Here is a 22,478-nt window from a genome sequence, read left to right as displayed (position 1 = left end):
ACCAAATATATTAAGCATTATGGGAACTGTATACGCTTTTTTTGCAGATGGTTTTGAAGAAATTGAAGCCTTTACTGCTATTGACACGTTGAGACGTGCCGGACTGAATGTAGAAATCGTATCCGTTACACCGGATGAAATTGTAGTAGGAGCACATGATGTATCCGTTCTTTGCGATATTAATTTCGAGAATTGTGATTTCTTTGATGCTGAACTTTTGTTGTTGCCGGGAGGAATGCCGGGAGCTGCTACACTTGACAAGCACGAAGGATTGCGCAAATTGATCCTTGATTTTGCTGCAAAAGGTAAACCTATTGCTGCCATTTGTGCTGCTCCGATGGTGTTGGGTAAACTGGGACTGCTGAAAGGAAAGAAGGCTACCTGTTATCCGAGTTTCGAACAATATCTGGATGGTGCCGAATGTGTAAATGCACATGTCGTACGTGATGGAAACATCATTACGGGTATGGGACCAGGTGCTGCTATGGAATTTGCCTTGACAATCGTTGACCTGTTGGTAGGTAAAGAAAAAGTAGACGAACTGGTAGAAGCGATGTGCGTTAAACGCTAAACCGTCCATGAAGAAATATGTAATCATTGTCGCCGGTGGAAAGGGCTTGCGAATGGGAAGTGATCTTCCCAAACAATTCCTTCCCATGGGTGATAAACCTGTGTTGATGCATACCCTGGAAGTCTTCAGGAGATATGACGAGGCACTTCAAATCATATTGGTGCTTCCGCAGGAGCAACAAAGTTTCTGGAAGCAACTTTGCGATGAACATCATTTTACGGTAAAACATGTCCTTGCAGAAGGAGGTGAAACACGTTTCCATTCCGTAAAGAACGGGCTGGCACTGGTGCAAGAGCCGGGATTGGTGGGAGTGCATGATGGAGTACGCCCGTTTGTATCAGTAGAAGTGATTCGCCGTTGTTATGAGTTGGCAGAGGTGCAAAAAGCAGTGATTCCTGTGGTGGATGTAGTAGAGACGCTTCGCCATTTGACAGATGCCGGAAGTGAAACAGTCAGCCGGATTGATTATAAACTGGTGCAAACGCCGCAAGTGTTTGATGTAGAGTTGCTGCAACAAGCCTATGCCCAGGAATTTACCCCCTTCTTTACAGATGATGCTTCCGTTGTGGAAGCGATGGGAATGCCCGTTTATCTGGCAGAAGGCAACCGTGAAAATATAAAAATAACAACTCCTTTCGATTTAAAAGTAGGGAGTGCTCTTTTATAAATGTTCGATTTAGCCACACGCGACATAAAATTTATCTCCGGTGTAGGCCCTCAAAAAGCCGCTGTATTAAATAAGGAGTTGGAAATCTATTCCTTGCACGATTTAATTTATTATTTCCCTTATAAATATATTGACCGGAGCCGCATCTATTACATTCATGAAATAGATGGCAATATGCCGTATATCCAGTTGAAAGGAGAAATCCTCGGTTTCGAGACCATTGGTGAAGGACGGCAGCGCCGTTTGACAGCGCATTTTTCGGATGGTACAGGAGTCGTGGATTTGGTGTGGTTTCAAGGTATAAAGTACATCTTGGGAAAGTATAAACTTCACGAGGAATATATTATTTTCGGCAAACCTACTGTTTTCAACGGACGTATCAATGTGGCGCATCCTGATGTAGACAAACCGGATGATTTGAAACTTTCCTCGGTGGGGCTGCAACCTTATTATAGTACGACGGAGAAGATGAAACGCAGTTTCCTCAACTCTCACGCGATTGAGAAGATGATGGCAACGGTGATTCAGCAGATACAGGAGCCTCTACCTGAAACACTTTCTCCCAAGTTGCTGACGGAGCATCATTTGATGCCTTTGACGGAAGCGCTCCGGAATATCCACTTCCCAACCAATCCTGACGTCCTCCGTCGGGCACAATACCGTCTTAAATTTGAAGAACTGTTTTATGTTCAGTTAAACATTCTCCGATATGCCAAAGACAGGCAGAAAAGGTATCGTGGATACATCTTTGAAAAAGTGGGAGATGTGTTCAATACATTTTATGCAAAGAATCTTCCTTTCCAACTGACGGGTGCGCAGAAACGGGTGTTGAAAGAGATACGGAACGATGTCGGCAGTGGCAGACAGATGAATCGCCTTTTGCAGGGAGATGTAGGAAGCGGAAAAACACTGGTTGCCTTGATGAGTATGTTGCTGGCATTGGATAATGGCTATCAGGCTTGTATGATGGCACCTACCGAAATCCTGGCAAACCAGCACTACGAAACCATTAAGGAACTGCTTTTTGGCATGGATATTCGTGTTGAGCTACTGACAGGTTCTATTAAAGGAAAAAGGAGAGAAGCGATTCTGGCCGGATTGCTGACAGGAGATGTGCAGATATTAATAGGAACACATGCCGTTATTGAAGATACTGTCAATTTCTCTTCTTTAGGCTTCGTTGTGATTGACGAACAACATCGTTTTGGCGTGGCTCAACGTGCCCGTCTTTGGAGTAAGAATGTTCAACCTCCGCATGTACTTGTAATGACTGCCACTCCCATTCCCCGTACGTTGGCGATGACTTTGTACGGTGACTTGGACGTGTCTGTTATCGATGAACTTCCACCCGGAAGAAAACCGATTACTACCATCCATCAATTCGACAATCGCCGGGAAAGCATGTATCGTTCGGTACGTAAGCAGATCGACGAAGGACGCCAGGTTTATATTGTCTATCCGCTGATTAAAGAGAGCGAAAAAATTGATTTGAAGAATCTTGAAGAAGGGTATCAGCATATTCTGGAAGAGTTTCCGAAGTGTACGGTTTGTAAAGTGCATGGTAAAATGAAACCAGCCGAGAAAGATGAGCAAATGCAGCTTTTTGTCTCGGGGAAAGCGCAGATCATGGTAGCTACCACCGTCATTGAAGTGGGAGTGAACGTTCCGAATGCTTCGGTTATGATTATTGAAAATGCAGAACGTTTCGGGTTATCACAGTTACATCAGTTGCGCGGTCGGGTAGGGCGTGGAGCAGAACAGTCTTATTGTATTCTGGTGACGAATTACAAGTTGACGGAGGATACCCGGAAACGATTGGAAATCATGGTGCGCACCAATGATGGTTTTGAAATAGCGGAGGCCGATTTGAAACTGCGTGGTCCCGGTGATCTTGAAGGTACACAGCAAAGCGGTATCGCTTTCGATTTGAAGATCGCGGATATTGTCCGCGACGGTCAACTGTTGCAATACGTTCGTGCTATAGCTGAAAGTATTGTAGAACAAGACCCTGCAGCACAAAGTCCGGAGAACGAAATCTTATGGCGACAGCTTAAAGCCTTACGGAAAACGAATGTTAACTGGGCTGCCATAAGCTGAAAAACGGTTAAACATGCAGTTTATTTGCGTAAATGTGTTGCAAAACATATTTCGGCTCTATTCTCCCTATTTATAGGAGTTTAACGACCTGATTCCTCTTCCTTTTCGTTCTAAGCTTCTGAAAAATAGTTAATAACTTCCTTGCCATTTCGTAGGAAAACACTATCTTTGGAAGAATTTTTTTAGTAAATGTATTGTTTAACCATTTGCAAAGTCGAGTATTATGCTTGAAAAAACGCTGGTCATTTTAAAACCGTGTACCCTTCAACGGGGATTGGTTGGTGAGATTACTCATCGCTTTGAGCGTAAAGGATTACGGTTGGCTGGCATGAAGATGATGCAACTGACTGATGAATTGTTGAGCGAACATTATGCCCACCTTAGCGGCAAATCCTTCTTTCAGCGTGTGAAAGATTCGATGATGACAGCTCCTGTCATTGTTTGTTGTTTCGAAGGTGTGGATGCTATTCAAACAGTCCGTACGTTGGCGGGACCAACTAATGGACGTCTGGCTGCCCCGGGTACCATTCGTGGGGATTACAGCATGAGCTTTCAGGAAAATATAGTTCATGCTTCTGATTCTCCGGAGACTGCGGCTATTGAATTAAAGAGATTTTTTAAACCGGAAGAAATATTCGATTACAAGCAGGCAACATTTAACTACCTGTATGCAAATGACGAATATTAAATAGAATTGATAAAAAAGGAATGAATTTCAATTGCATTATTAAAACAGGATTGGTCGCTGTTGCGGCTATGGTCAGCTTGAGCTCTTTCTCACAAGACCTGATTGCCCGCCAGGCACCGATAGACAAAAAATTAAAATCAGTAGATTCTTTGGCATTGCAGAAGCAAATCCGTGCCGAACAATCCGAATATCCCGCTTTAAGTCTTTATCCGAATTGGAATAATCAATATGCGCATTCTTATGGAAATGCGATTATTCCGGAAACATATACAATTGACCTGACGGGTTTTCGTATGCCGACTCCGAGTACAAAAATAACTTCGCCTTTTGGCCCGCGTTGGAGAAGAATGCATAATGGCCTTGATTTAAAAGTTAATATCGGTGATACGATTGTTTCTGCTTTTGATGGTAAGGTACGTATTGTGAAATATGAACGCAGAGGGTACGGTAAATATGTAGTCATTCGTCACGATAATGGATTGGAAACTATATATGGACACTTGTCTAAGCAGTTGGTTGAAGAAAATCAGTTGGTAAAAGCTGGTGAACCGATCGGGTTGGGTGGTAACACCGGACGTTCTACAGGTTCGCATCTTCATTTCGAAACCCGCTTCCTGGGAATTGCAATTAATCCGATTTATATGTTTGACTTTCCAAAACAGGATATCGTTGCCGATACTTATACGTTCCGCAAAACAAAAGGTGTGAAACGTGCAGGCTCTCATGATACCCAAGTGGCTGACGGTACTATCCGTTATCATAAGGTGAAGAGTGGCGATACATTGTCCCGCATTGCTAAATTGCGTGGCGTATCAGTCAGCACGCTTTGCAAACTGAACCGTATCAAACCGACCACTACTTTGCGTATCGGACAGGTTTTGCGTTGTTCATAAAAAATATAGCTTATAAAACAGTAATACAATATCTTTAGGAGAGGGCACTTTAATATAATTTAGAGTGCCCTCTTTCTGTTTTTACTTAATTATTGTTACCTTTGCGCACTATTTGGAAGAAGATGAAAGATACCAAGCAACAATTTGAACATGTCATCGCTTTGTGCCGTGACTTATTTTCCAAGAAGCTGCACGATTACGGGCCTGCATGGCGTATCCTGCGTCCGGCTTCGGTGACTGACCAGATTTTTATTAAAGCCAATCGGATTCGTAGTATTGAAACCAAAGGAGTGACCTTGATTGATGAGGGAATCCGTGCTGAATTTATTGCGATTGTCAATTATGGCATTGTCGGGCTCATCCAGTTGGAACTGGGTTATGCCGAGTCTGCCGACATCAGCAATGAAGAAGCGATGGCTTTATACGATAAGTATGCAAAAGAGGCATTAGACCTGATGCTTGCCAAAAACCATGATTATGATGAAGCCTGGCGGAGCATGCGTGTCAGCTCTTACACAGACTTGATCTTGATGAAGATTTACCGTACCAAGCAGATTGAGAGCCTGGCCGGCAACACATTGGTGTCAGAGGGAATTGATGCCAATTATATGGATATGATTAATTACTCTGTTTTCGGACTGATTAAGATAGAATTTGAAGGATAAGAACTTACATATCATTCAGGAGGTAGTGGCGAATACGTGTCGCTTTCTTTTGGCGGCATCGTTCATCTTTTCCGGATTTGTAAAGGCAGTTGATCCACTGGGGTTCCAGTATAAGATCCAGGATTATCTGACCGCATTCGGAATGGCTTCCTGGTTCCCTTCATTCTTCCCTTTATTGGGAGGCATCATCTTGTCAGCCGTTGAGTTTTTTATCGGTATCTCCTTATTTTTTGCTACCAGAAGAACATTGGCTACTTCGTTGGCTTTGATGCTGATGATTTTCATGACACCACTGACCTTGTATCTTGCCATCTTTGATCCGGTTTCGGACTGTGGCTGTTTTGGAGATGCATGGGTGTTGACGAACTGGGAGACATTCGGTAAGAATATAGTTCTGCTGTTTGCAGCAATGATGGCTTTCCGTCACAGAAGGATGCTGGTTCGTTTTATCAGTGTGAAAATGGAGTGGCTAGTTTCTCTCTACACGTTGTTCTTTGTATTTACTTTGTCGTTCTATTGTCTGGACCGTCTGCCTGTTTTAGACTTTCGTCCTTACAAGATCGGAAAGAATATTCTGGAAGGAATGACAATGCCCGAAGGAGCGAAACCGAGTGTATATGAAAGCATCTTTATTCTGGAAAAGAACGGAGAGAAGAAAGAATTTACGTTGGATAACTATCCGGATAGTACCTGGACATTTGTCGACACACGGACAATCCTGAAGGAAAAAGGATATGAACCGGCTATTCACGATTTCTCTATGATTGATCTGAATACGGGCGAGGATATAACAGACGATGTATTGACGGATATAGGATACACCTTCCTGTTGGTTGCCCATCGGATTGAAGAGGCGGATGATAGTAACATTGATTTGATTAATGAGATATATGACTATTCGGTGGAGCATGGCTATAAGTTTTATTGCCTCACTTCTTCACCGGAAGAACAGATCGAATTGTGGAAGGACAAGACGGGAGCCGAATATCCTTTCTGTCAGATGGATGATATTACATTAAAGACGATGGTTCGTTCCAATCCGGGATTGATACTGATTAAGAACGGAACAATTCTGAATAAATGGAGCGATGAGGATATACCGGATGAATATGTGCTGACGGACAAACTGGAAAATCTGTCGTTAGGAAAGCAGAAGGTGAGCAGTGACACTCATACGGTAGGATATGTATTCTTATGGTTTGTTATTCCATTGTTGTTAGTGCTTGGGGTGGATGTTTTGGTCGTTCGCCGCAGAGAACGGAAAAACGCGAAGCGGAAGCAACAAGAGGAAGAGATGAAAAGCAAAGAATTAAAAACGGAGAATCCGAAAATAGAAGAACAAGAATAAAAAAAATAAATGATAACGAGCGGCCTCTGTAACGAACGCTAATTCCGATCGTTCAATTGTCAATCGTGAAATCGTAAATTTATTAACCCTTTAAAATAAAAAACAAAATGAGAAAGAACATTGTTGCAGGAAACTGGAAAATGAACAAAACCCTTCAAGAGGGTATCGCTTTGGCTAAAGAATTGAACGAAGCATTGGCTAACGAAAAGCCTAACTGTGATGTAATCATCTGTACTCCGTTTATCCACCTGGCTTCTGTTACTCCGTTGGTAGACGCTGCAAAGATCGGTGTAGGTGCTGAAAACTGTGCAGACAAAGCTTCAGGTGCATATACAGGTGAAGTTTCAGCTGAAATGGTTGCTTCTACAGGTGCAAAATATGTAATTCTGGGACACTCTGAACGTCGTGCATACTACGGTGAAACAGTTGCTATCCTGGAAGAAAAAGTAAAATTGGCTTTGGCTAACGGTCTGACTCCGATTTTCTGTATCGGTGAAGTGTTGGAAGAACGCGAAGCTAACAAGCAGAACGAAGTGGTAGCTGCACAGATGGAATCTGTATTCTCTCTGTCTGCTGAAGACTTCTCTAAGATCGTATTGGCTTACGAACCGGTTTGGGCTATCGGTACAGGTAAAACTGCTTCTCCTGAACAAGCACAGGAAATCCATGCTTTCATCCGTTCTATCGTAGCTAACAAGTATGGTAAAGAAATCGCAGACAATACTTCTATCCTTTACGGTGGTAGTTGCAAACCTTCTAACGCTAAAGAACTGTTCGCTAACCCGGACGTTGATGGTGGTTTGATTGGTGGTGCTGCTTTGAAAGTATCTGATTTCAAAGGTATCATTGATGCCTTCAATTAAATGATAGTTGATAAATGATAGTTGATAGTTGCTATGTACTATAGCCTGCTATCGACTATCGTTTATCTTTTCAACTATCATTTTCCGACTGTCATTCTCTAACTGTCATTTATCATTTATCAACAATCAACTGTTTAATAATGAAAGTTTTACTTACCCTATTGTTTGTTTTGACAGCTACTTTTGCGCAAGCGCAAAGTATTATCAAGAGTCTGGAACGTAACATTCCGGGGCAAGGAAAGGTGACTATCCATCAAGATCCCCGCATCGAGGCTCTGATAGGTATGGAACGTCCTGCAACAGGTGAACAGAAAGTAATAAAGACTTCCGGATTCAGAATCCAGGCGTATGCCGGTAACAATACTCGTCAGGCGAAGAATGATGCTTATCATGTAGCATCGCGTGTGAAAGAGTATTTTCCTGAATTGACGGTATATACTTCGTTCAATCCGCCTCGTTGGCTTTGTCGTGTAGGTGATTTCCGTAGCATTGAAGAAGCGGACGCAATGATGCGTCGGTTGAAAGCTACCGGTGTGTTTAAAGAGGTTTCTATTGTAAGAGACCAGATCAATATTCCTTTATAATTGTATCATGTTAGAAAAAGAAGAAATTGTTTCTCCGAATCTGGAGGAGTTGAAGAGTCATTATCGTAGTATTATAACTTTGTTGGGTGAAGATGCCGAAAGGGAAGGGTTATTGAAAACTCCGGAACGGGTGGCTAAGGCGATGTTAAGCTTGACGAAAGGGTATCACATGGACCCTCACGAAGTGCTTCGCTCTGCTAAATTCCAGGAAGAATATAGCCAGATGGTGATTGTGAAAGATATCGATTTCTTCTCTCTTTGCGAACATCACATGTTGCCGTTCTACGGAAAGGCGCACGTGGCTTATATTCCTAATGGCTATATCACAGGGTTGAGTAAGATTGCCCGTGTAGTCGATATATTCTCTCATCGTCTGCAAGTGCAGGAACGCATGACACTGCAAATCAAAGAGTGCATTCAGGAAACGCTGAATCCACTGGGAGTAATGGTGGTGGTGGAAGCCAAACACATGTGTATGCAGATGCGTGGTGTAGAAAAACAAAACTCTATTACTACTACTTCTGACTTTACCGGAGCTTTCAATCAGGCAAAGACTCGTGAAGAGTTTATGAATCTGATTCAACACGGAAGAGTATAATCCGTTTTCTGCTTACTAAACAAATAAGCTTATCGTAAAACGACGCGATCTCCCAACCGCTTTGCCATGATGCTTTGTACGGTTCTCAACTCATTATAGCGTTGCATAAGTGAGTCGCATTTCTCATTATCATGGGCAAGAGCAGGATCTTGGAGGGCATAAAGCATGTGCTTCAATTCCTCTGTTACGATTGCATACTTGAAGTTAATCATTAACATCGGAACCATTTCATAGAGCCGCTCTTCATCCGTCACAATCTTTTGGGACTTGGAGTGATATTTACTAAGCTGATAACGCACATTAATCAAGTCTACACTCAATTTACTGATTACCGGATCAGGATGTGCCAGGAAATAACGTTCGGCAATGAAGTTGGAATCGTGCATGTGTGCAGCAGCTTCCGATAACATTTGGCGGTGCAGCGGATTATGGAAGGCTAACTCGTCCTCTTTCAAATCATTAACCACATACTCTATGACGGTTACCGGAATTTCGTTTCCTTCTTCATCGGTCAGGTTACACATGATTTTCTCTCCATAACGAACTACCGCCTGTAATATCAGTCGCTCGAATTTGTAGAATTCCTGCCCTTCCTTTCCTTCCTGTGGAATAAAGGAGGCATAACTGTCTTCCTGCAGAGCAGGAGGAACATCTGTATATCCGCCATCCACTTCAGGAGGTAACGGAATATCTCCATTAGGTATTGGAACATCTTCAGGAGATGTGCTGCCCTGTGACATCATAGCCGTTCTTTCAGCCATCCGGCGTTCCCGTTCCGTTTGTTCAGCTCGCTTCTCTGCTTGAGTTTCCCGTCTTTTGGCAACTTCTGATACTAGCAGCTTATCTTCTACATGAAGTAGCTGCGCGCATTCTTTGATATAGACGTCTCTGACAATTGCTTCAGGGATGACAGAAATACTTTGCACCAGATTACCAATCAGTTCCGCACGCTTGATGGGATCTTTTCCTGCATCCTCCAGTAGCAAGTTCGTTTTGAAGCGGATAAAGTCCGTTTCATGTTCCGAGATAAAAGTCTGAAATTCCGTTGAGTTGTGCTTGCGGGCAAAAGAGTCCGGGTCGTCCCCATCGGGAAGAAGACAGACTTTGATATTCATACCTTCCTCCAATAACATGTCAATTCCCCGGATAGAAGCCTTGATACCTGCTGCGTCGCCGTCGTAAAGCACAGTCATGTTGTTGGTAAACCGGTGAATCATACGGATTTGTCCCGGTGTAAGGGCTGTTCCCGAGGAAGCAACCACATTCTCTATGCCGGATTGATGCATGGAGATTACGTCCGTGTAGCCTTCAACCAAAAAGCAACGGTCTTGTTTTACAATAGCCTGTTTGGCAAAATATATACCGTATAACTCGTTACTTTTGTGGTAAATTTCCGATTCGGGCGAATTGACGTATTTGACTTTAACCCCTTTCGTTGCACTGGCAAGTACACGTCCGCCAAAAGCCACCACTTTGCCGGAAAGCGTATGTACAGGGAAAATAACACGTCCCCAAAAACGATCCCGTAACCGGTGGTCGTCCGTTTCGTAGCAAAGTCCTGTTTTTACCAAGTACTCTTTCTTATATCCTTTTTGGATTGCTTCTTTGGCGAATGCATCGTGGGCTTCAGTGCAGTAACCTAATTGGAATTTCTCAATGATGTCGTCGCGAAAGCCACGGTTGCGGAAATAGGCCATACCGATGCTACGCCCGTCTACATGATTTTTTAGTATATTCTGGAAATAGTCGCGTGCAAAGTTATTAACGATAAACAGACTTTCGCGTTCGCTTTGCACAAACTTCTCTTCATCGCTTAATTCCCGCTCCTTGATTTCAATATTATATTTCTTGGCAAGGTACTTCAATGCTTCCGGATAAGACATCTGCTCGTGTTCCATAATGAAATGCACGGCATTTCCACCTTTTCCACAAGCAAAACATTTGCATAATCCTTTAGCAGGAGAGACATAAAAAGAAGGGGTTTTATCACTGTGGAACGGACATAAACCGACATAATTGACACCACGTTTGCGCAGGGTGACAAAATCCGAAACGACATCCATAATTTGTGCCGCGTCCAATATCCGGTCTATGGTAATTTGATCTATCATTCTTTCTCCTGTGAATCCGTTTTTGCGGATACAAAGGTACACATAAAAAAATCCCCTGCAAAGAACTTTTTTGCAGGGGATCGTTAAATCTTGGCACCGGTATTGATTATTTAATCTTTTCCCGGATCTTCGTCAGATACTTTTTCATACCTTCCGCATCCTTGTTTTCGATGATTTCGAGAAGGTTTTTCAACTCTGTCCGGATATTAGTCACTTGTCCCGGAGTGCGTGGGTTGAACAGTATTTCCTGAAGCAGGTAATCATCTTCGCTTAGCAGCCCTTTGGCGATTGCCATGTGCTTTTTGAACGTAGTTCCCGGGGCTTCCTGATGTTTCATTACGGCAGCAAATACGAACGTCGATACGAACGGAATAGAAAGCGAGTAGGCTACTGTTTCGTCGTGCTCATCAAATGTATATTCGAAGATGTTCAACCGTAATGTCTGGTAGAGGTCTTTGAAGAATATTTTTCCCAGGTGGTCGCCTTCACTGATGATGATGGCATTTTCGCTGCTTAGATTGCTAAGACTTGCGAAAGTCGGGCCAAACATAGGGTGACTGGAAACGTAGCGGAAACCACTTTCTTCGTAGAACTTCTTCAATCCTGTTTTTACAGAGGCAATGTCACTAATGATACAGTCTTTCGGTAATACAGGCAGTATTTTGCGAAAGGCATCCAACGTGTACTTCACTGTAACAGCATTAATAACCAGTTCCGGTTCAAATTCCTTAATCTCCTCCAATGTAGTGAAACGATACGTGTTATAGACGAAACGCAACTGGTGCGGGTTGACGTCGAACACGGCCGTCTCGTGTTGAAAGCTCAAAATATCAGTAAAGAAGGAGCCCATTTTACCAGCTCCAAGGATTAATATTCTCATAATGTTTATTATTTAGTAGTCAAGTAGTAAGTAGTAGATACTACTTGACTACTCTAACTACTTATTAATAATTTCCATCTGTTGACGAACTGATTCTTCGTGGATGGCTTCGAAAATCTTCTTCATAAACTCGCTGTCCATACCGCATTGTTCGCCCTGCGCGCCACGTTTTTCCAGAATCTCATTGTAACGTCCGGCTTGAAGGACTGTGATTCCGTGCTCTTTTTTGTAAGTACCGATTTCACGTGCCACACGCATTCTTTTTGCTAATTCCTGAATGATATTGTCGTCACATTCGTCAATCTGTTTACGGAGCTGTGCCAGACTTTCGGTAGACTGTGTTTCCGTACGGATTACCAACAGATTGAGGATATAGTCGAGTACGTCCGGAGTAACTTGTTGAGAAGCATCGCTCCATGCGCAATCCGGGTTGCAGTGGCTTTCTACAATCAGACCGTCGAAATTCAAGTCCATAGCCTGTTGGCAAAGCGGTGCTACCAACTCACGTTTTCCACCGATATGGCTCGGATCACAGAAAATCGGAAGATTAGGGATACGGCGGCGTAGTTCGATAGGAATATGCCATTGGGGAAGATTCCGATAGATCTTTTTGTCATAACTGCTGAAACCGCGGTGGATAGCACCCAGACGCTTCAAACCAGCGTTGTTGATACGTTCCAGTGCTCCGATCCATAATTCGAGATCCGGGTTCACCGGGTTCTTAACCAATACAGGGATATCAACCCCTTTCAGTGCGTCAGCGATTTCCTGTACGGCGAAAGGATTGGCAGTGGTGCGTGCACCTACCCAAAGAATATCGATTCCCGCTTTCAGACATTCGTAAACGTGTTTGGCTGTTGCTACCTCCGTAGAAACATACATTCCAGTTTCTTTCTTCACCTCTTTCAACCAGGCAAGACCTTCTACACCGATACCTTCGAAACCTCCCGGTTTGGTACGCGGCTTCCAGATTCCGGCACGATATATTTTTTGTCCTTTAGCAGCCAGTTGTTTGGCTGTATCCATTACTTGTTCTTCCGTTTCTGCGCTACACGGGCCGGCAATGACAATCGGTCTTTTAGCTTCAACGCCCGGTAATAAAATTGATTCGAGTTCCATATTCTTATTTGTTTTTATTCTTTTAATAACTTGTTTTCATTGAAATTGTTCTGTCTCATTCTACTGTCGTTCTCTCTTTGGGAGAGGTTAGATTCTTTTAATTCTTTCCAGAGCTTCTGCCAGCTTATTGTCCTTGCAACAAAGTGAGATACGGATATACCTTGCTCCGTTACTGCCGAAGATAAATCCCGGAGTGATAAACACTCTTGCTTCATGCAGCACCTTTTCTGTCAGTTCCTCTACATCTTTGCAGGAAGCGGGAATCTTTCCCCAAAGGAACATTCCTACTTGTTTTTCGTCGTAGGTGCATCCCAATGTTTTCATGATCTCACCGGCGAGGTGACGACGGTTGCGGTAGTTCTCGTTATTGCCTTCATACCAGTCCGCTTCGGCTTCAAGAGCAGTTGCTGCAGCCAGTTGCATAGCACGGAACATACCACTGTCGATATTACTTTTCACTTTCAGTATCCATTGCACGAATTCCGCGTTTGACGCCAGCATGCCGATACGCCAGCCGGGCATATTGTGGCTCTTGCTCATAGAGTTAAACTCGATGCAACAGTCTTTGGCTCCCGGTACACTTAGGATACTGATAGGCTTATCGTTCAGGATAAAGCTGTACGGATTATCATTCACAATTACGATATTCTTACGACGGGCAAAGTCAACGAGACGTTCATAGATTTCCGGAGTTGCATTGGCTCCCGTCGGCATGTTGGGATAATTGGTCCACATCAGTTTTACGCGGCTAAGATCCATCTTTTCCAGTGTCTCGAAGTCAGGCATCCAGCCATCCTCTTCTTTCAGGTCGTAGTTGATAACTTCCGCTCCGAGTATTTTACTCAAAGAAGTATAGGTGGGGTATCCCGGATTCGGGACTAGCACCTGCTCACCCGGATTGACGAATGCCAGCGTAACATGGAGAATTCCTTCTTTAGAGCCGATTAAAGGCTGTATCTCCGTATTCGGATTCAGTTCCACTCCATACCAGCGTTGATACCAGGCAGCGAAGCCTTTGCGCAGTTCGGGGATACCTACATACGGTTGGTAACCGTGTCCGTTGGGATCATGAGCATTGTTGCACAATGTTTCGATGGTTTCCCTTGAGGGAGGCATATCGGGGCTTCCGATACCGAGGCTGATAACATCCTTCCCCTCTGCATTCATCTGTGCTACCTCTTTTAGCTTCTTTGAGAAGTAGTATTCGCTTACACTTGCCAATCTGTCGGCAGGAGCGATTTTATACGTTTGACTTTCCTTCTGCATATTCGCCTAATAATTTAAGTTCTTTGGTTAATGGAGTGATTGCAGCAATAGACTGCTTGTATCTTAGATAATCGTTGAAAGCTACATCTACGTAAAACTGGTATTCCCATTCCCGTCCGATGATAGGCAACGATTGAATTTTTGTCAGATTGATATTATAGAACGATAGAATGGATAAAACCTGTGACAGGCTGCCTTCCGTATGTGGAAGAGTGAATACGATACTTGCCTTGTTGGTTGCATTGGCATGATGTTGACGGAGTTCGTCTACTTGCCAGGGATCGGCAACAACCAGAAAACGGGTGAAGTTGTGCTTGTTTGTTTCAATACCTTCCTGAAGGACTTTCATACCGTAACGTTCAGCTGCTGCTTTGGAGCAGATGGCAGCGTGTCCTTTCAGATTTTCATTCTTGATGATTTCTGCGCTGCGGGCCGTATCTTCACCTTCCACCACTTTCAACTGCGGATGTTGATTCAGAAATTCGCGACACTGCATCAGGGCGATAGGGTGGGAGTTGACTTCTGTCAGATCTTCCCAGTTCTCATCGGGGAGACAGACAAAACTGTGCGAGATGCGCAGTTTGTATTCACCGATAATCTGTGTGCCGCTTTGTCTCAACAATTCATTGTTGTGCAACAAACTTCCCGCAATCGTATTCTCGATGGCTAGCATTCCGATAACCTGGCTGTCTTTCCGTATCGAAGTAAACACATCTTCGAAGTTGGCACAACAGATTAACTCTATTTCTTCTCCCTCGAAGTACTTGTGTGCGGCGATATCATGATATGAGCCGAGTGTTCCTTGAATTGCTATCTTTTTCATTGTTCTAAATGTATTATATAAAAAAATCCCGCGTCCATATTGGAGCGGGATTCATATGATTGATTTCTCTATTCAGTCCTTAAGCATCACTGTCACTTGATACATACAAACTCCCGCTCTACTTTGTTGCTAAAGTAAAAGTAAAAAAAGAAGTAATATGCATAAGTAAATGATTTCATTAGAATCTATCTTTTTTGCTTTGGTTTTTAATTCTGGGGCAAAAGTAATAATTTTCTGTTAGATGCAAACAAAAAACGATACTTTTTTTGTTTTCTTGCCTAAAATAGATGAAAAGGATACTTAAAAGATGCCGGGAAGTGCTTCAGGCTTTGGTCCCAGGTTCTTGAATTCTCCGTTCAGACCAGCTTCCTCTTTCGGATTCAATTCCAGAGATTTCTTCATGTCCTCTACCGAACCGTCCTTATCACCATTCAGTAATTTAGCACGTCCGCGTTCTTTGTAGGCTTCCGCAAAGTTCGGATTCAGCTCGATGGCTTCATCAAACAGGCCGATAGCTTCCGTCAGTTTTTTCTGGTTGATATAAAGTTGCCCTAAATAAAGGTATGCCTGTTCGTTGAACGGGTTTATTTCCGTCACCAGTTTGTAGTCCTCTTCTGCCTCTTCGTCCTTGCCGTCTGCTTCTTTCACTTTTCCGCGCAGGAGCATGGCTGTCTCTTCTTCCGGATTCTGGGCGAGCACAGCATCTATATCTTCCATCATATCTTTATACTGTTTCAGGTTCATCAATGCTTCCGCACGTAATAGGCGAGCTTCAATGAAATCATCTTTCAAAGTGATTGCTTTGGTGAGATGGGCAATAGTCATCAGGTCGTCATCCTGTCCCTTACGGGCTTTCCCTAATAGATAATGAGCCACGGCATTTCCTTCTTCGATGGCAATCGCTTTATTGGCAGCTTCTTCCATAGCCTGATAATCTTCCTGGATGAAGCATACATTGGCCAGTGTCAGGAAAGTGCTTGTGACGTCAGGTTCCATAGCAGCCATCTTTTCCAATAGCTCGCGGGCCTTTGCCGTTTCCCCCATCTGGATGTAGAGTTGGCTAAGATAGCCCATTGTTTCAAACTCTTCCTTGATGGCAAGAGCTTCAATAAAACATTTTACTGCATAATCCGGACGTCCCATGCGTTGCGCACGTAAACCGTCGTATTTGAAAATCTCGAAATTTTTCTGATCGTTTTTCTGTTTTTCACTTTCCGGAGTTTCCGACTTACCGGAGAAGAAAGATTTAAAAAAGTTCGGCATGGTGTGTTATTTTTGAGTTACTTTGCAAAGGTAGTAACTTATTTTGAAATATGTATCATTCCATCCTGCATCTTCCATTCACCTTCCTCCAATAAATATTGGATGACTTCGCTGATGCTCTCTTTTTCCGCTTCTATCTTATCGGCTATTTCTATTGGTGTCAGCGGTTTCTGGGTGAGTAATTCTGATATTTTCTTTTTCAGTTCCTCGAAATCGAAAGAATTCTCGGTCAGGGCATCGGTTGCACGGTGACTAAGACAAACATCGCATTGTCCGCAGTTGTGCTCGTTCTTCTCTCCGAAGTAACGGAGCAGCATCCGGCTCCGGCACACATTCTCCGAAGTGACATACTCTTCCATCGCTTTGATGCGGGCTTCATACCGGGCTTTGCGTTCTTCGTAGACGGAAGGAGGAATATGCACAAAACGAAGTTCCTGCCGTTCGCGGGTGTATATAATATAAGGTGTCTTTTTGTGCGGAATGTAATCCACGATACGACGTTTGGTAAGCGTGACCAGTATATTATAAATTTGTTCGCGGGTCAGTCCGGTACGTATGGACAGGGTTGCTTCGCTGATATAGGCATAGTCGGTGAATACTCCGGTGTAAGAGCGGAGAATCGTCTGTATCAGTGCTTCGGCTTCCGTTCCCATTTCTCGCAATTTGTATAGTTCGTCCCGGCGAATCGTGAAAAGAATACGAGAGGCATTATCCTGTTCGTCCGTATATTCCAGATAGCCGGCTTGAGTCAATATTTTCAGTGCACTGTCCACCGGAACCGGGAAGTATTTGAACTTCCGGCAAAACTCTTCCAGATTAAACTCGCGGACACATTGGAAACCGTCGCCCATTGCCATCTGATAGTAATACTGCAGATGTTCGTAGACATTGAGAATATACTCCTTGTCGGGGAAAGTATCCACAACGCGCCTGTGTAGCGTCGTTCTGTCCGTTTTGGTGTATAAGATCACAGCATACGCTTTTTCACCATCCCTTCCTGCACGACCGGCTTCTTGGAAGTAAGCTTCGAGAGAGTCGGGGAGATCGAGATGCAATACGATGCGCACGTCGGGTTTATCAATCCCCATTCCAAAGGCGTTTGTCGCTACCATTACACGAACTGCTCCGCTTTGCCAGCGTTTTTGCCGGAGGTCTTTTACGGCATTATCCAGTCCGGCGTGATAGAAGTCGGCGGTAATATCTTCGTTTACCAGTAACTCGGTGATTTCCTTGGTGCGCCGTCTGTTGCGGGCATAGATAATGGCGCTGCCGGGTATCTTTCGTAAGATATGCAACAGCTCTTGAGTTTTGTTATCCGTTTGCCGGACGATATACGCCAGGTTTTTCCGTTCGAAGCTCATGCGGAAAACATTCTCTTCACGGAAATCCAGGCGAGCTTGAATATCCTTCACTACTTCCGGAGTGGCTGTCGCCGTAAGTGCCAGTACCGGAATTCCCGGTAGCAATGTCCGTATTTCGGCAATTTTTAGGTAAGCAGGACGGAAGTCATATCCCCATTGTGAGATACAGTGACTTTCGTCGACCGTAATCATGGAGACTTTCATAGATCGCAGTTTGGTACGGAATATGTCCGTGTCCAGACGTTCCGGAGAAATATAGAGGAATTTATAATTACCGAAGATGCAATTCTCAAGAGCAGTGAGAATCTCCTGCCGTGTCATGCCTGAATAGACAGCAAGCGCCTTGATGCCGCGTTTACGCAGGTTTTGCACCTGATCTTTCATCAGGGCGATGAGAGGAGTAATGACAATGCAAATTCCTTCCTGGGCGAGAGCAGGCACTTGAAAAGTGATGGACTTACCGCCTCCGGTCGGCATAAGTCCCAGTGTATCTTTGCCTTCGCCGATACTGGTGATGATCTCCTCCTGCAAGTCGCGGAAGGAGTCATATCCCCAATATTGTTTTAATATCTCCTGATACTTATTCAATCGGCTTTATATCCTCGATTTGAAGTTGTACTTCACCACGCTTGTGCGTGTTTTCTTCAATGGTGTAACAGATGTCGAACGAGCGTTTCGTTTTGATATAGCGCACATGCGAACTCTGTCCGAACGCAATACCGTTCATTACATTATTCGATTTATTATCGACCAGTTCGAGTTTGATATGTTCCTGATCGCGTCCCACCACTTTACTTGTTCCGTAATCATAAACATGATGAGTGCAGAAAATAGGTTTCGTGTTATCAGGACCGAAAGGATTAAACTTTTTCAGGTCGCTGAAGAACTTGGATGAAATATCCCTGAAATCTATTTCAGCATCAATCTCGATAACGGCACTGGTTTGTTCCGGTAAGATATGCTGTGAAACGTATTCTTCGAACCGTTTGGTAAAGGCATCCACATTCTCCACTTTCATCGACAGTCCGGCGGCGTATGTATGCCCCCCGAAGTTTTCCAGCAGGTCGCGGCAATGTTCGATTGCTTTATATACGTCGAAGCCGGAAACAGAACGTGCGGAACCTGTTGCCATGTTATCCGTTCGTGTCAATACCACGGCAGGGCGGTAATACACTTCCGTCAGGCGGGAAGCTACGATACCGATCACTCCTTTGTGCCATTCTTCGTTGTAGAGCACAATAGAGCGGCGGTCGGCTAATCCTTCCAGATTGGCAACGATGTTGTTTGCTTCCTCAGTCATACTCTTGTCGAGGTCTTTCCGGGTTTCGTTGTACTGGTTGATTTGTCCGGCTTTCTCAAGTGCCGCCGAGAAATCTTTTTCCGTCAGCAGGTCTACGGCTTCTTTTCCGTTTTGAATACGTCCTGATGCATTGATGCGCGGTCCGATTTTAAACACAATATCGCTGACGGTGATTTCCTTTTCAGAAAGTCCGCATACGTCGATAATAGCCTTCATACCAATGCTCGGGTTACTGTTCAGTTGCTTCAGACCGTGGTAGGCGAGGATACGATTTTCACCCATAATCGGAACGATGTCCGATGCAATACTCACGGCTACAATATCCAGCAAAGGAATCAGGTGGTGGAACTCGATACCGTTACTGATAGCGAATGCCTGCATAAACTTGAAACCGACTCCACAACCGGAAAGGTGAGTGTACGGATACGTATTGTCCAGGCGTTTGGCGTTCAGAATAGCTACGGCAGGCGGAAGCACATCATCCGGTACATGATGATCGCAGATGATGAAATCAATCCCTTTCTCTTTGGCATAAGTGATTTCTTCTACTGCTTTAATTCCACAATCGAGTACAATAATCAGTCCTACACCGGTTTCTGCGGCGTAGTCCACTCCTTTTTTAGAAATGCCATACCCTTCATTGTAGCGGTCGGGTATGTAATAATCAAGGTTCGAATAGAACTGTTGAATAAACTTGTAGACCAATGCCACGGCAGTAGTACCGTCTACGTCATAATCTCCATAAATTAGAATACGTTCTTTCTTTCCCATCGCCCTGTTCAGACGTTCTACTGCAATATCCATATCCTTCATCAGGAACGGATCATGCAGGTCGGGCAATTGCGGGCGGAAAAACTTCTTGGCATCTGCTGCCTTTGTAATTCCCCGCTGCACCAAAAGTTGTCCAAGTATCGGGCTAATCCCTAGTTCCTGGGCCAATGTCTGGCTTGTCTCTGCCTGTTCGGGTGTAATGGGTCGATAATTCCATTTGTGATTCATTTTATATATTGTTTTTTCTTTTTCTGTTCTCAAGGGTTGAAAAGGCACTTCTTTCCAACAAGGGGTAAAAGTACGAAAAAAAGCGGAAGTGTATAGTAGATAAGACGAAAATATTTCAAGGCTGTAGAAAACAGAGGTTTGATAAAGGTAGCTTTTTTACTTGTGAAAGATATGGGATGCTGACAAGCAAGTGTGAAACTCTATTCTAACTAACTTGTCCTGTGGTCAGTTCTTTTTTTAGAAAGTCGTACACGTAACCGGCACTTTGGTAATAAAGTCCCGTAGTCGGATCACTCAAACGCTCAAAGGTGTCGGAATTGTAGTAGACTTCCATTGCTTGCGTCATATTATACTGCCATTCCTCCATGAGTATCCGTATGATTTCACTACTTAAATCTTCAATCATACATTCTATTTGTGTATTCGTCAGCTTCATAGTTTCTTTAGGTATGAAAGGGCATGTTCAGTGCCGAAGTAATATTGTATGGTCAACCCTTTGGCATATTTTAGTTCTTCAATCAATCTGCTCATTGAAATGTCTCCCATGCTGTAACGACGTAACTGATAGGTTACTCCGTCGTCGGCAATAGGACCAATGACTATATCGTAAGTGTGTGCAGGATGTGTATGGCTACGGTCGCGGTTGAGTAAAACGAACTGTGCCCATTCTTCACAGTAATCATCGAATATTTTTATTTGCAGATCTGAAGTCTTTATTATTTGATCTTCCAGTTCGAAGATGGTCACACATGGCTCTCCGGATTGTAATTGATCGGTTTTTTGTTTGGCTAAGGCATGTGCCTGTTCATAACCGGGAGAAAGATAAAATCCTTGGCCAAAGTCTTTGAAGGGCTTTGAACGAGATAGGTCCGGCTTGTCTATTTCCATATTTGAACCATGGTATAGCTTCATTACAGTTGTCCTCCATTTCTACGGCATACCATTGATAAAGCTTCAATAGAATCTTCGAAAGATTGTGTGTGCATTACTTCATAGTGTTTTTGTAAAAAAACAAGGCCTTTAAAACGATTCAAATAGTTGAATGCCTGTTTTTGCTTGATTTGATAAGTCGCTGCGAACTCTGCGATTAAAGCTACAGTAAAATTCAATTTGTTTTTCTCTATACGAGACATCATGGTTCTCCTTTCTTCATTTGTATTACCTTCCGAAAACAAAGATAGGAAAAACTCTGCAATATCAAAAATAAGAAGCTATTAAAAGTTGACTTAAAGCTCTGTTGCTCACTCTGAATTAGATGCAGTCAGAAGATATGGATTATCTGGATAGTAAAAAAGGGAGGTAGAGAAAATGGAGCGAGCGGAAAGTTACAGGGATTTTTGGATGAATGGCGATTATTAACTAGCTTTAGCGGCCTAAATGATTCATTTCTCTATCTATGATAAAAAGAAACTTGTTAATTGCTATCTTGATTTTATGTTCTATCGGAACATTGAAAGGGCAAACCGCATCCGATTCTTTGGCAATCGTATCTGCCCAATGGAAGGTGGAAAGTCCTCAAAAAGGACTCATTTATAAGTATGCTTCTATCCCCCGATTGTATCAGGGACCCCAGTCTGTTAGTCTGATAGAAGTTGATCCCGGTGCGGGCTTGAAAGTTGATGTTGCCGTTTCGGATAAAATGAAAGAAACAAGTAAGATTGCTTCTGAATATAACGCCATTGCAGCCATTAATGGCTCCTATTTTGACATGAAACGGGGAAACTCGGTCTGTTTCCTGAAGACGGATCGCCAAGTTATTGATACAACACTGCAGAGTGAGTTTAAACAGCGTGTCACAGGAGCCATTAGTGTGCGCAAAAGGGGAATGAAATTAATTCCTTGGAACAAACAGATAGAAAAGAATTATAAAGGCAAAGCAGGTACGATACTAGCTTCCGGTCCGTTAATGTTGAAAGACGGACAGGTTTGTGATTGGAACTCGTGTGAACCGAATTTTATCCGGACGAAGCACCCTCGTAGTGCTGTTGCTACTACTAAGGATGGAAAAGTCCTGTTGATAACGGTAGACGGGCGTTTTCCTGAACAAGCAGGAGGAGTGAATATTCCGGAATTGGCACATCTGATCCGGGTTTTAGGAGGTGAGGATGCATTAAATTTGGATGGAGGTGGATCTACTACTCTTTGGTTGTCCGGTGCATCGGATAATGGAGTCGTTAATTATCCTTGTGACAATGGGCGGTTTGACCATGCCGGAGAACGGAAAGTTCCTAATATTCTTTATATAACGCATCAATAACGTTTCCATTATTCTTCATTGTATTTAAGGTCTTTCAGTGCATAGATTAAGACTTTTCAGTGCAGAAACTAGTGACTTTTTATGCAGCAGGGCAGACGCATTAAAAATTATTTTCCTGTAAAAGT

General features: G+C 43.5%; 22 protein-coding genes. 11 read left to right on the top strand and 11 right to left on the bottom strand.

The features are described 5' to 3' along the window. Positions 1 to 19: 19 nt before the first annotated feature. From DXA54_RS12975 to folE, 10 genes are all read left to right on the top strand, one after another. The gene (locus DXA54_RS12975; protein ID WP_004297251.1) at positions 20 to 571 is read left to right on the top strand and encodes a DJ-1 family glyoxalase III; all 552 of its coding nucleotides are present in this window, start codon (positions 20 to 22) and stop codon (positions 569 to 571) included. 7 nt (positions 572 to 578) lie between these two features. Next, positions 579 to 1,238, top strand: coding sequence for a 2-C-methyl-D-erythritol 4-phosphate cytidylyltransferase (locus DXA54_RS12970; protein ID WP_004297252.1), 660 nt, complete (start codon positions 579 to 581; stop codon positions 1,236 to 1,238). Further along, entirely contained in the window at positions 1,239 to 3,335 is a 2,097-nt protein-coding gene (gene recG / locus DXA54_RS12965) for an ATP-dependent DNA helicase RecG (RefSeq protein WP_004315467.1), read from the top strand. 223 nt (positions 3,336 to 3,558) lie between these two features. Continuing rightward, positions 3,559 to 4,023, top strand: coding sequence for a nucleoside-diphosphate kinase (gene ndk, locus DXA54_RS12960; protein WP_004305483.1), 465 nt, complete (start codon positions 3,559 to 3,561; stop codon positions 4,021 to 4,023). A gap of 20 nt (positions 4,024 to 4,043) precedes the next feature. Beyond that, positions 4,044 to 4,916: a peptidoglycan DD-metalloendopeptidase family protein gene (locus DXA54_RS12955; RefSeq protein ID WP_004297256.1), complete on the top strand. Its 873-nt coding sequence runs from the start codon at positions 4,044 to 4,046 to the stop codon at positions 4,914 to 4,916. 122 nt (positions 4,917 to 5,038) lie between these two features. Next, positions 5,039 to 5,581, top strand: coding sequence for a DUF1599 domain-containing protein (locus DXA54_RS12950; RefSeq protein ID WP_004297257.1), 543 nt, complete (start codon positions 5,039 to 5,041; stop codon positions 5,579 to 5,581). Beyond that, positions 5,571 to 6,929 carry a BT_3928 family protein gene (locus DXA54_RS12945; RefSeq protein WP_004297258.1) on the top strand — a complete coding sequence of 453 codons (1,359 nt, stop codon included), beginning with the start codon at positions 5,571 to 5,573 and terminating at the stop codon, positions 6,927 to 6,929. Before DXA54_RS12950 ends, DXA54_RS12945 begins: the two co-directional genes overlap by 11 nt. Before the next feature lie 107 nt (positions 6,930 to 7,036). Beyond that, positions 7,037 to 7,792: a triose-phosphate isomerase gene (tpiA, locus tag DXA54_RS12940; RefSeq protein WP_004297259.1), complete on the top strand. Its 756-nt coding sequence runs from the start codon at positions 7,037 to 7,039 to the stop codon at positions 7,790 to 7,792. Between the two features lie 140 nt (positions 7,793 to 7,932). After that, positions 7,933 to 8,376, top strand: a complete 444-nt coding sequence (locus DXA54_RS12935) for an SPOR domain-containing protein (RefSeq protein ID WP_004297260.1) — start codon at positions 7,933 to 7,935, stop codon at positions 8,374 to 8,376. A gap of 7 nt (positions 8,377 to 8,383) precedes the next feature. Next, positions 8,384 to 8,974, top strand: coding sequence for a GTP cyclohydrolase I FolE (gene folE / locus DXA54_RS12930; RefSeq protein ID WP_004297261.1), 591 nt, complete (start codon positions 8,384 to 8,386; stop codon positions 8,972 to 8,974). 29 nt (positions 8,975 to 9,003) lie between these two features. On the opposite strand, the gene dnaG is transcribed toward folE, so the two are convergent. From dnaG to DXA54_RS12875, 11 genes are all read right to left on the bottom strand, one after another. After that, positions 9,004 to 11,085 (bottom strand): DNA primase, encoded by a 2,082-nt coding sequence (gene dnaG / locus DXA54_RS12925; protein ID WP_004315469.1) that lies wholly within the window; start codon positions 11,083 to 11,085, stop codon positions 9,004 to 9,006. Positions 11,086 to 11,191: 106 nt separating this feature from the next. Beyond that, entirely contained in the window at positions 11,192 to 11,965 is a 774-nt protein-coding gene (locus DXA54_RS12920) for a prephenate dehydrogenase (RefSeq protein ID WP_004297263.1), read from the bottom strand. A 57-nt stretch (positions 11,966 to 12,022) separates the two neighbouring features. Then, positions 12,023 to 13,084 (bottom strand): bifunctional 3-deoxy-7-phosphoheptulonate synthase/chorismate mutase type II, encoded by a 1,062-nt coding sequence (locus DXA54_RS12915; RefSeq protein ID WP_004297264.1) that lies wholly within the window; start codon positions 13,082 to 13,084, stop codon positions 12,023 to 12,025. Positions 13,085 to 13,171: 87 nt separating this feature from the next. Next, complete coding sequence (locus DXA54_RS12910) at positions 13,172 to 14,350, bottom strand: pyridoxal phosphate-dependent aminotransferase (protein ID WP_074557406.1); 1,179 nt, start codon at positions 14,348 to 14,350, stop codon at positions 13,172 to 13,174. Continuing rightward, positions 14,325 to 15,173 carry a prephenate dehydratase gene (locus tag DXA54_RS12905; RefSeq protein WP_004297266.1) on the bottom strand — a complete coding sequence of 283 codons (849 nt, stop codon included), beginning with the start codon at positions 15,171 to 15,173 and terminating at the stop codon, positions 14,325 to 14,327. The genes DXA54_RS12910 and DXA54_RS12905 overlap by 26 nt, the downstream gene beginning before the upstream one ends. Positions 15,174 to 15,473: 300 nt before the next feature. After that, complete coding sequence (locus tag DXA54_RS12900) at positions 15,474 to 16,436, bottom strand: tetratricopeptide repeat protein (protein ID WP_004297267.1); 963 nt, start codon at positions 16,434 to 16,436, stop codon at positions 15,474 to 15,476. Between the two features lie 38 nt (positions 16,437 to 16,474). Further along, the gene (locus tag DXA54_RS12895; protein ID WP_120079655.1) at positions 16,475 to 18,385 is read right to left on the bottom strand and encodes an ATP-dependent DNA helicase RecQ; all 1,911 of its coding nucleotides are present in this window, start codon (positions 18,383 to 18,385) and stop codon (positions 16,475 to 16,477) included. Next, the gene (recJ, locus tag DXA54_RS12890) at positions 18,378 to 20,096 is read right to left on the bottom strand and encodes a single-stranded-DNA-specific exonuclease RecJ (RefSeq protein WP_120079653.1); all 1,719 of its coding nucleotides are present in this window, start codon (positions 20,094 to 20,096) and stop codon (positions 18,378 to 18,380) included. Before recJ ends, DXA54_RS12895 begins: the two co-directional genes overlap by 8 nt. A gap of 205 nt (positions 20,097 to 20,301) precedes the next feature. Then, positions 20,302 to 20,532: a hypothetical protein gene (locus DXA54_RS12885; protein WP_008650493.1), complete on the bottom strand. Its 231-nt coding sequence runs from the start codon at positions 20,530 to 20,532 to the stop codon at positions 20,302 to 20,304. Next, entirely contained in the window at positions 20,529 to 21,008 is a 480-nt protein-coding gene (locus DXA54_RS12880; protein ID WP_008776722.1) for a DUF3990 domain-containing protein, read from the bottom strand. The genes DXA54_RS12885 and DXA54_RS12880 overlap by 4 nt, the downstream gene beginning before the upstream one ends. Then, on the bottom strand, positions 21,008 to 21,229 hold the full coding sequence (locus tag DXA54_RS12875) for a DUF3791 domain-containing protein (RefSeq protein WP_004305471.1): 222 nt from the start codon (positions 21,227 to 21,229) through the stop codon (positions 21,008 to 21,010). Before DXA54_RS12875 ends, DXA54_RS12880 begins: the two co-directional genes overlap by 1 nt. 263 nt (positions 21,230 to 21,492) lie before the next feature. Here DXA54_RS12875 and DXA54_RS12870 point away from each other — a divergent pair, with 263 nt between their 5' ends. Continuing rightward, on the top strand, positions 21,493 to 22,353 hold the full coding sequence (locus DXA54_RS12870; protein ID WP_008650496.1) for a phosphodiester glycosidase family protein: 861 nt from the start codon (positions 21,493 to 21,495) through the stop codon (positions 22,351 to 22,353). Positions 22,354 to 22,478: the final 125 nt, after the last annotated feature.

It is taken from the genome of Bacteroides sp. OF03-11BH, assembly GCF_003604005.1.
GTDB classification, from domain to species: Bacteria; Bacteroidota; Bacteroidia; order Bacteroidales; family Bacteroidaceae; genus Bacteroides; species Bacteroides ovatus.
The sequence above is the reverse complement of the archived record's forward strand: the minus strand, read 5'-3'. Positions and strand labels throughout refer to the sequence as shown.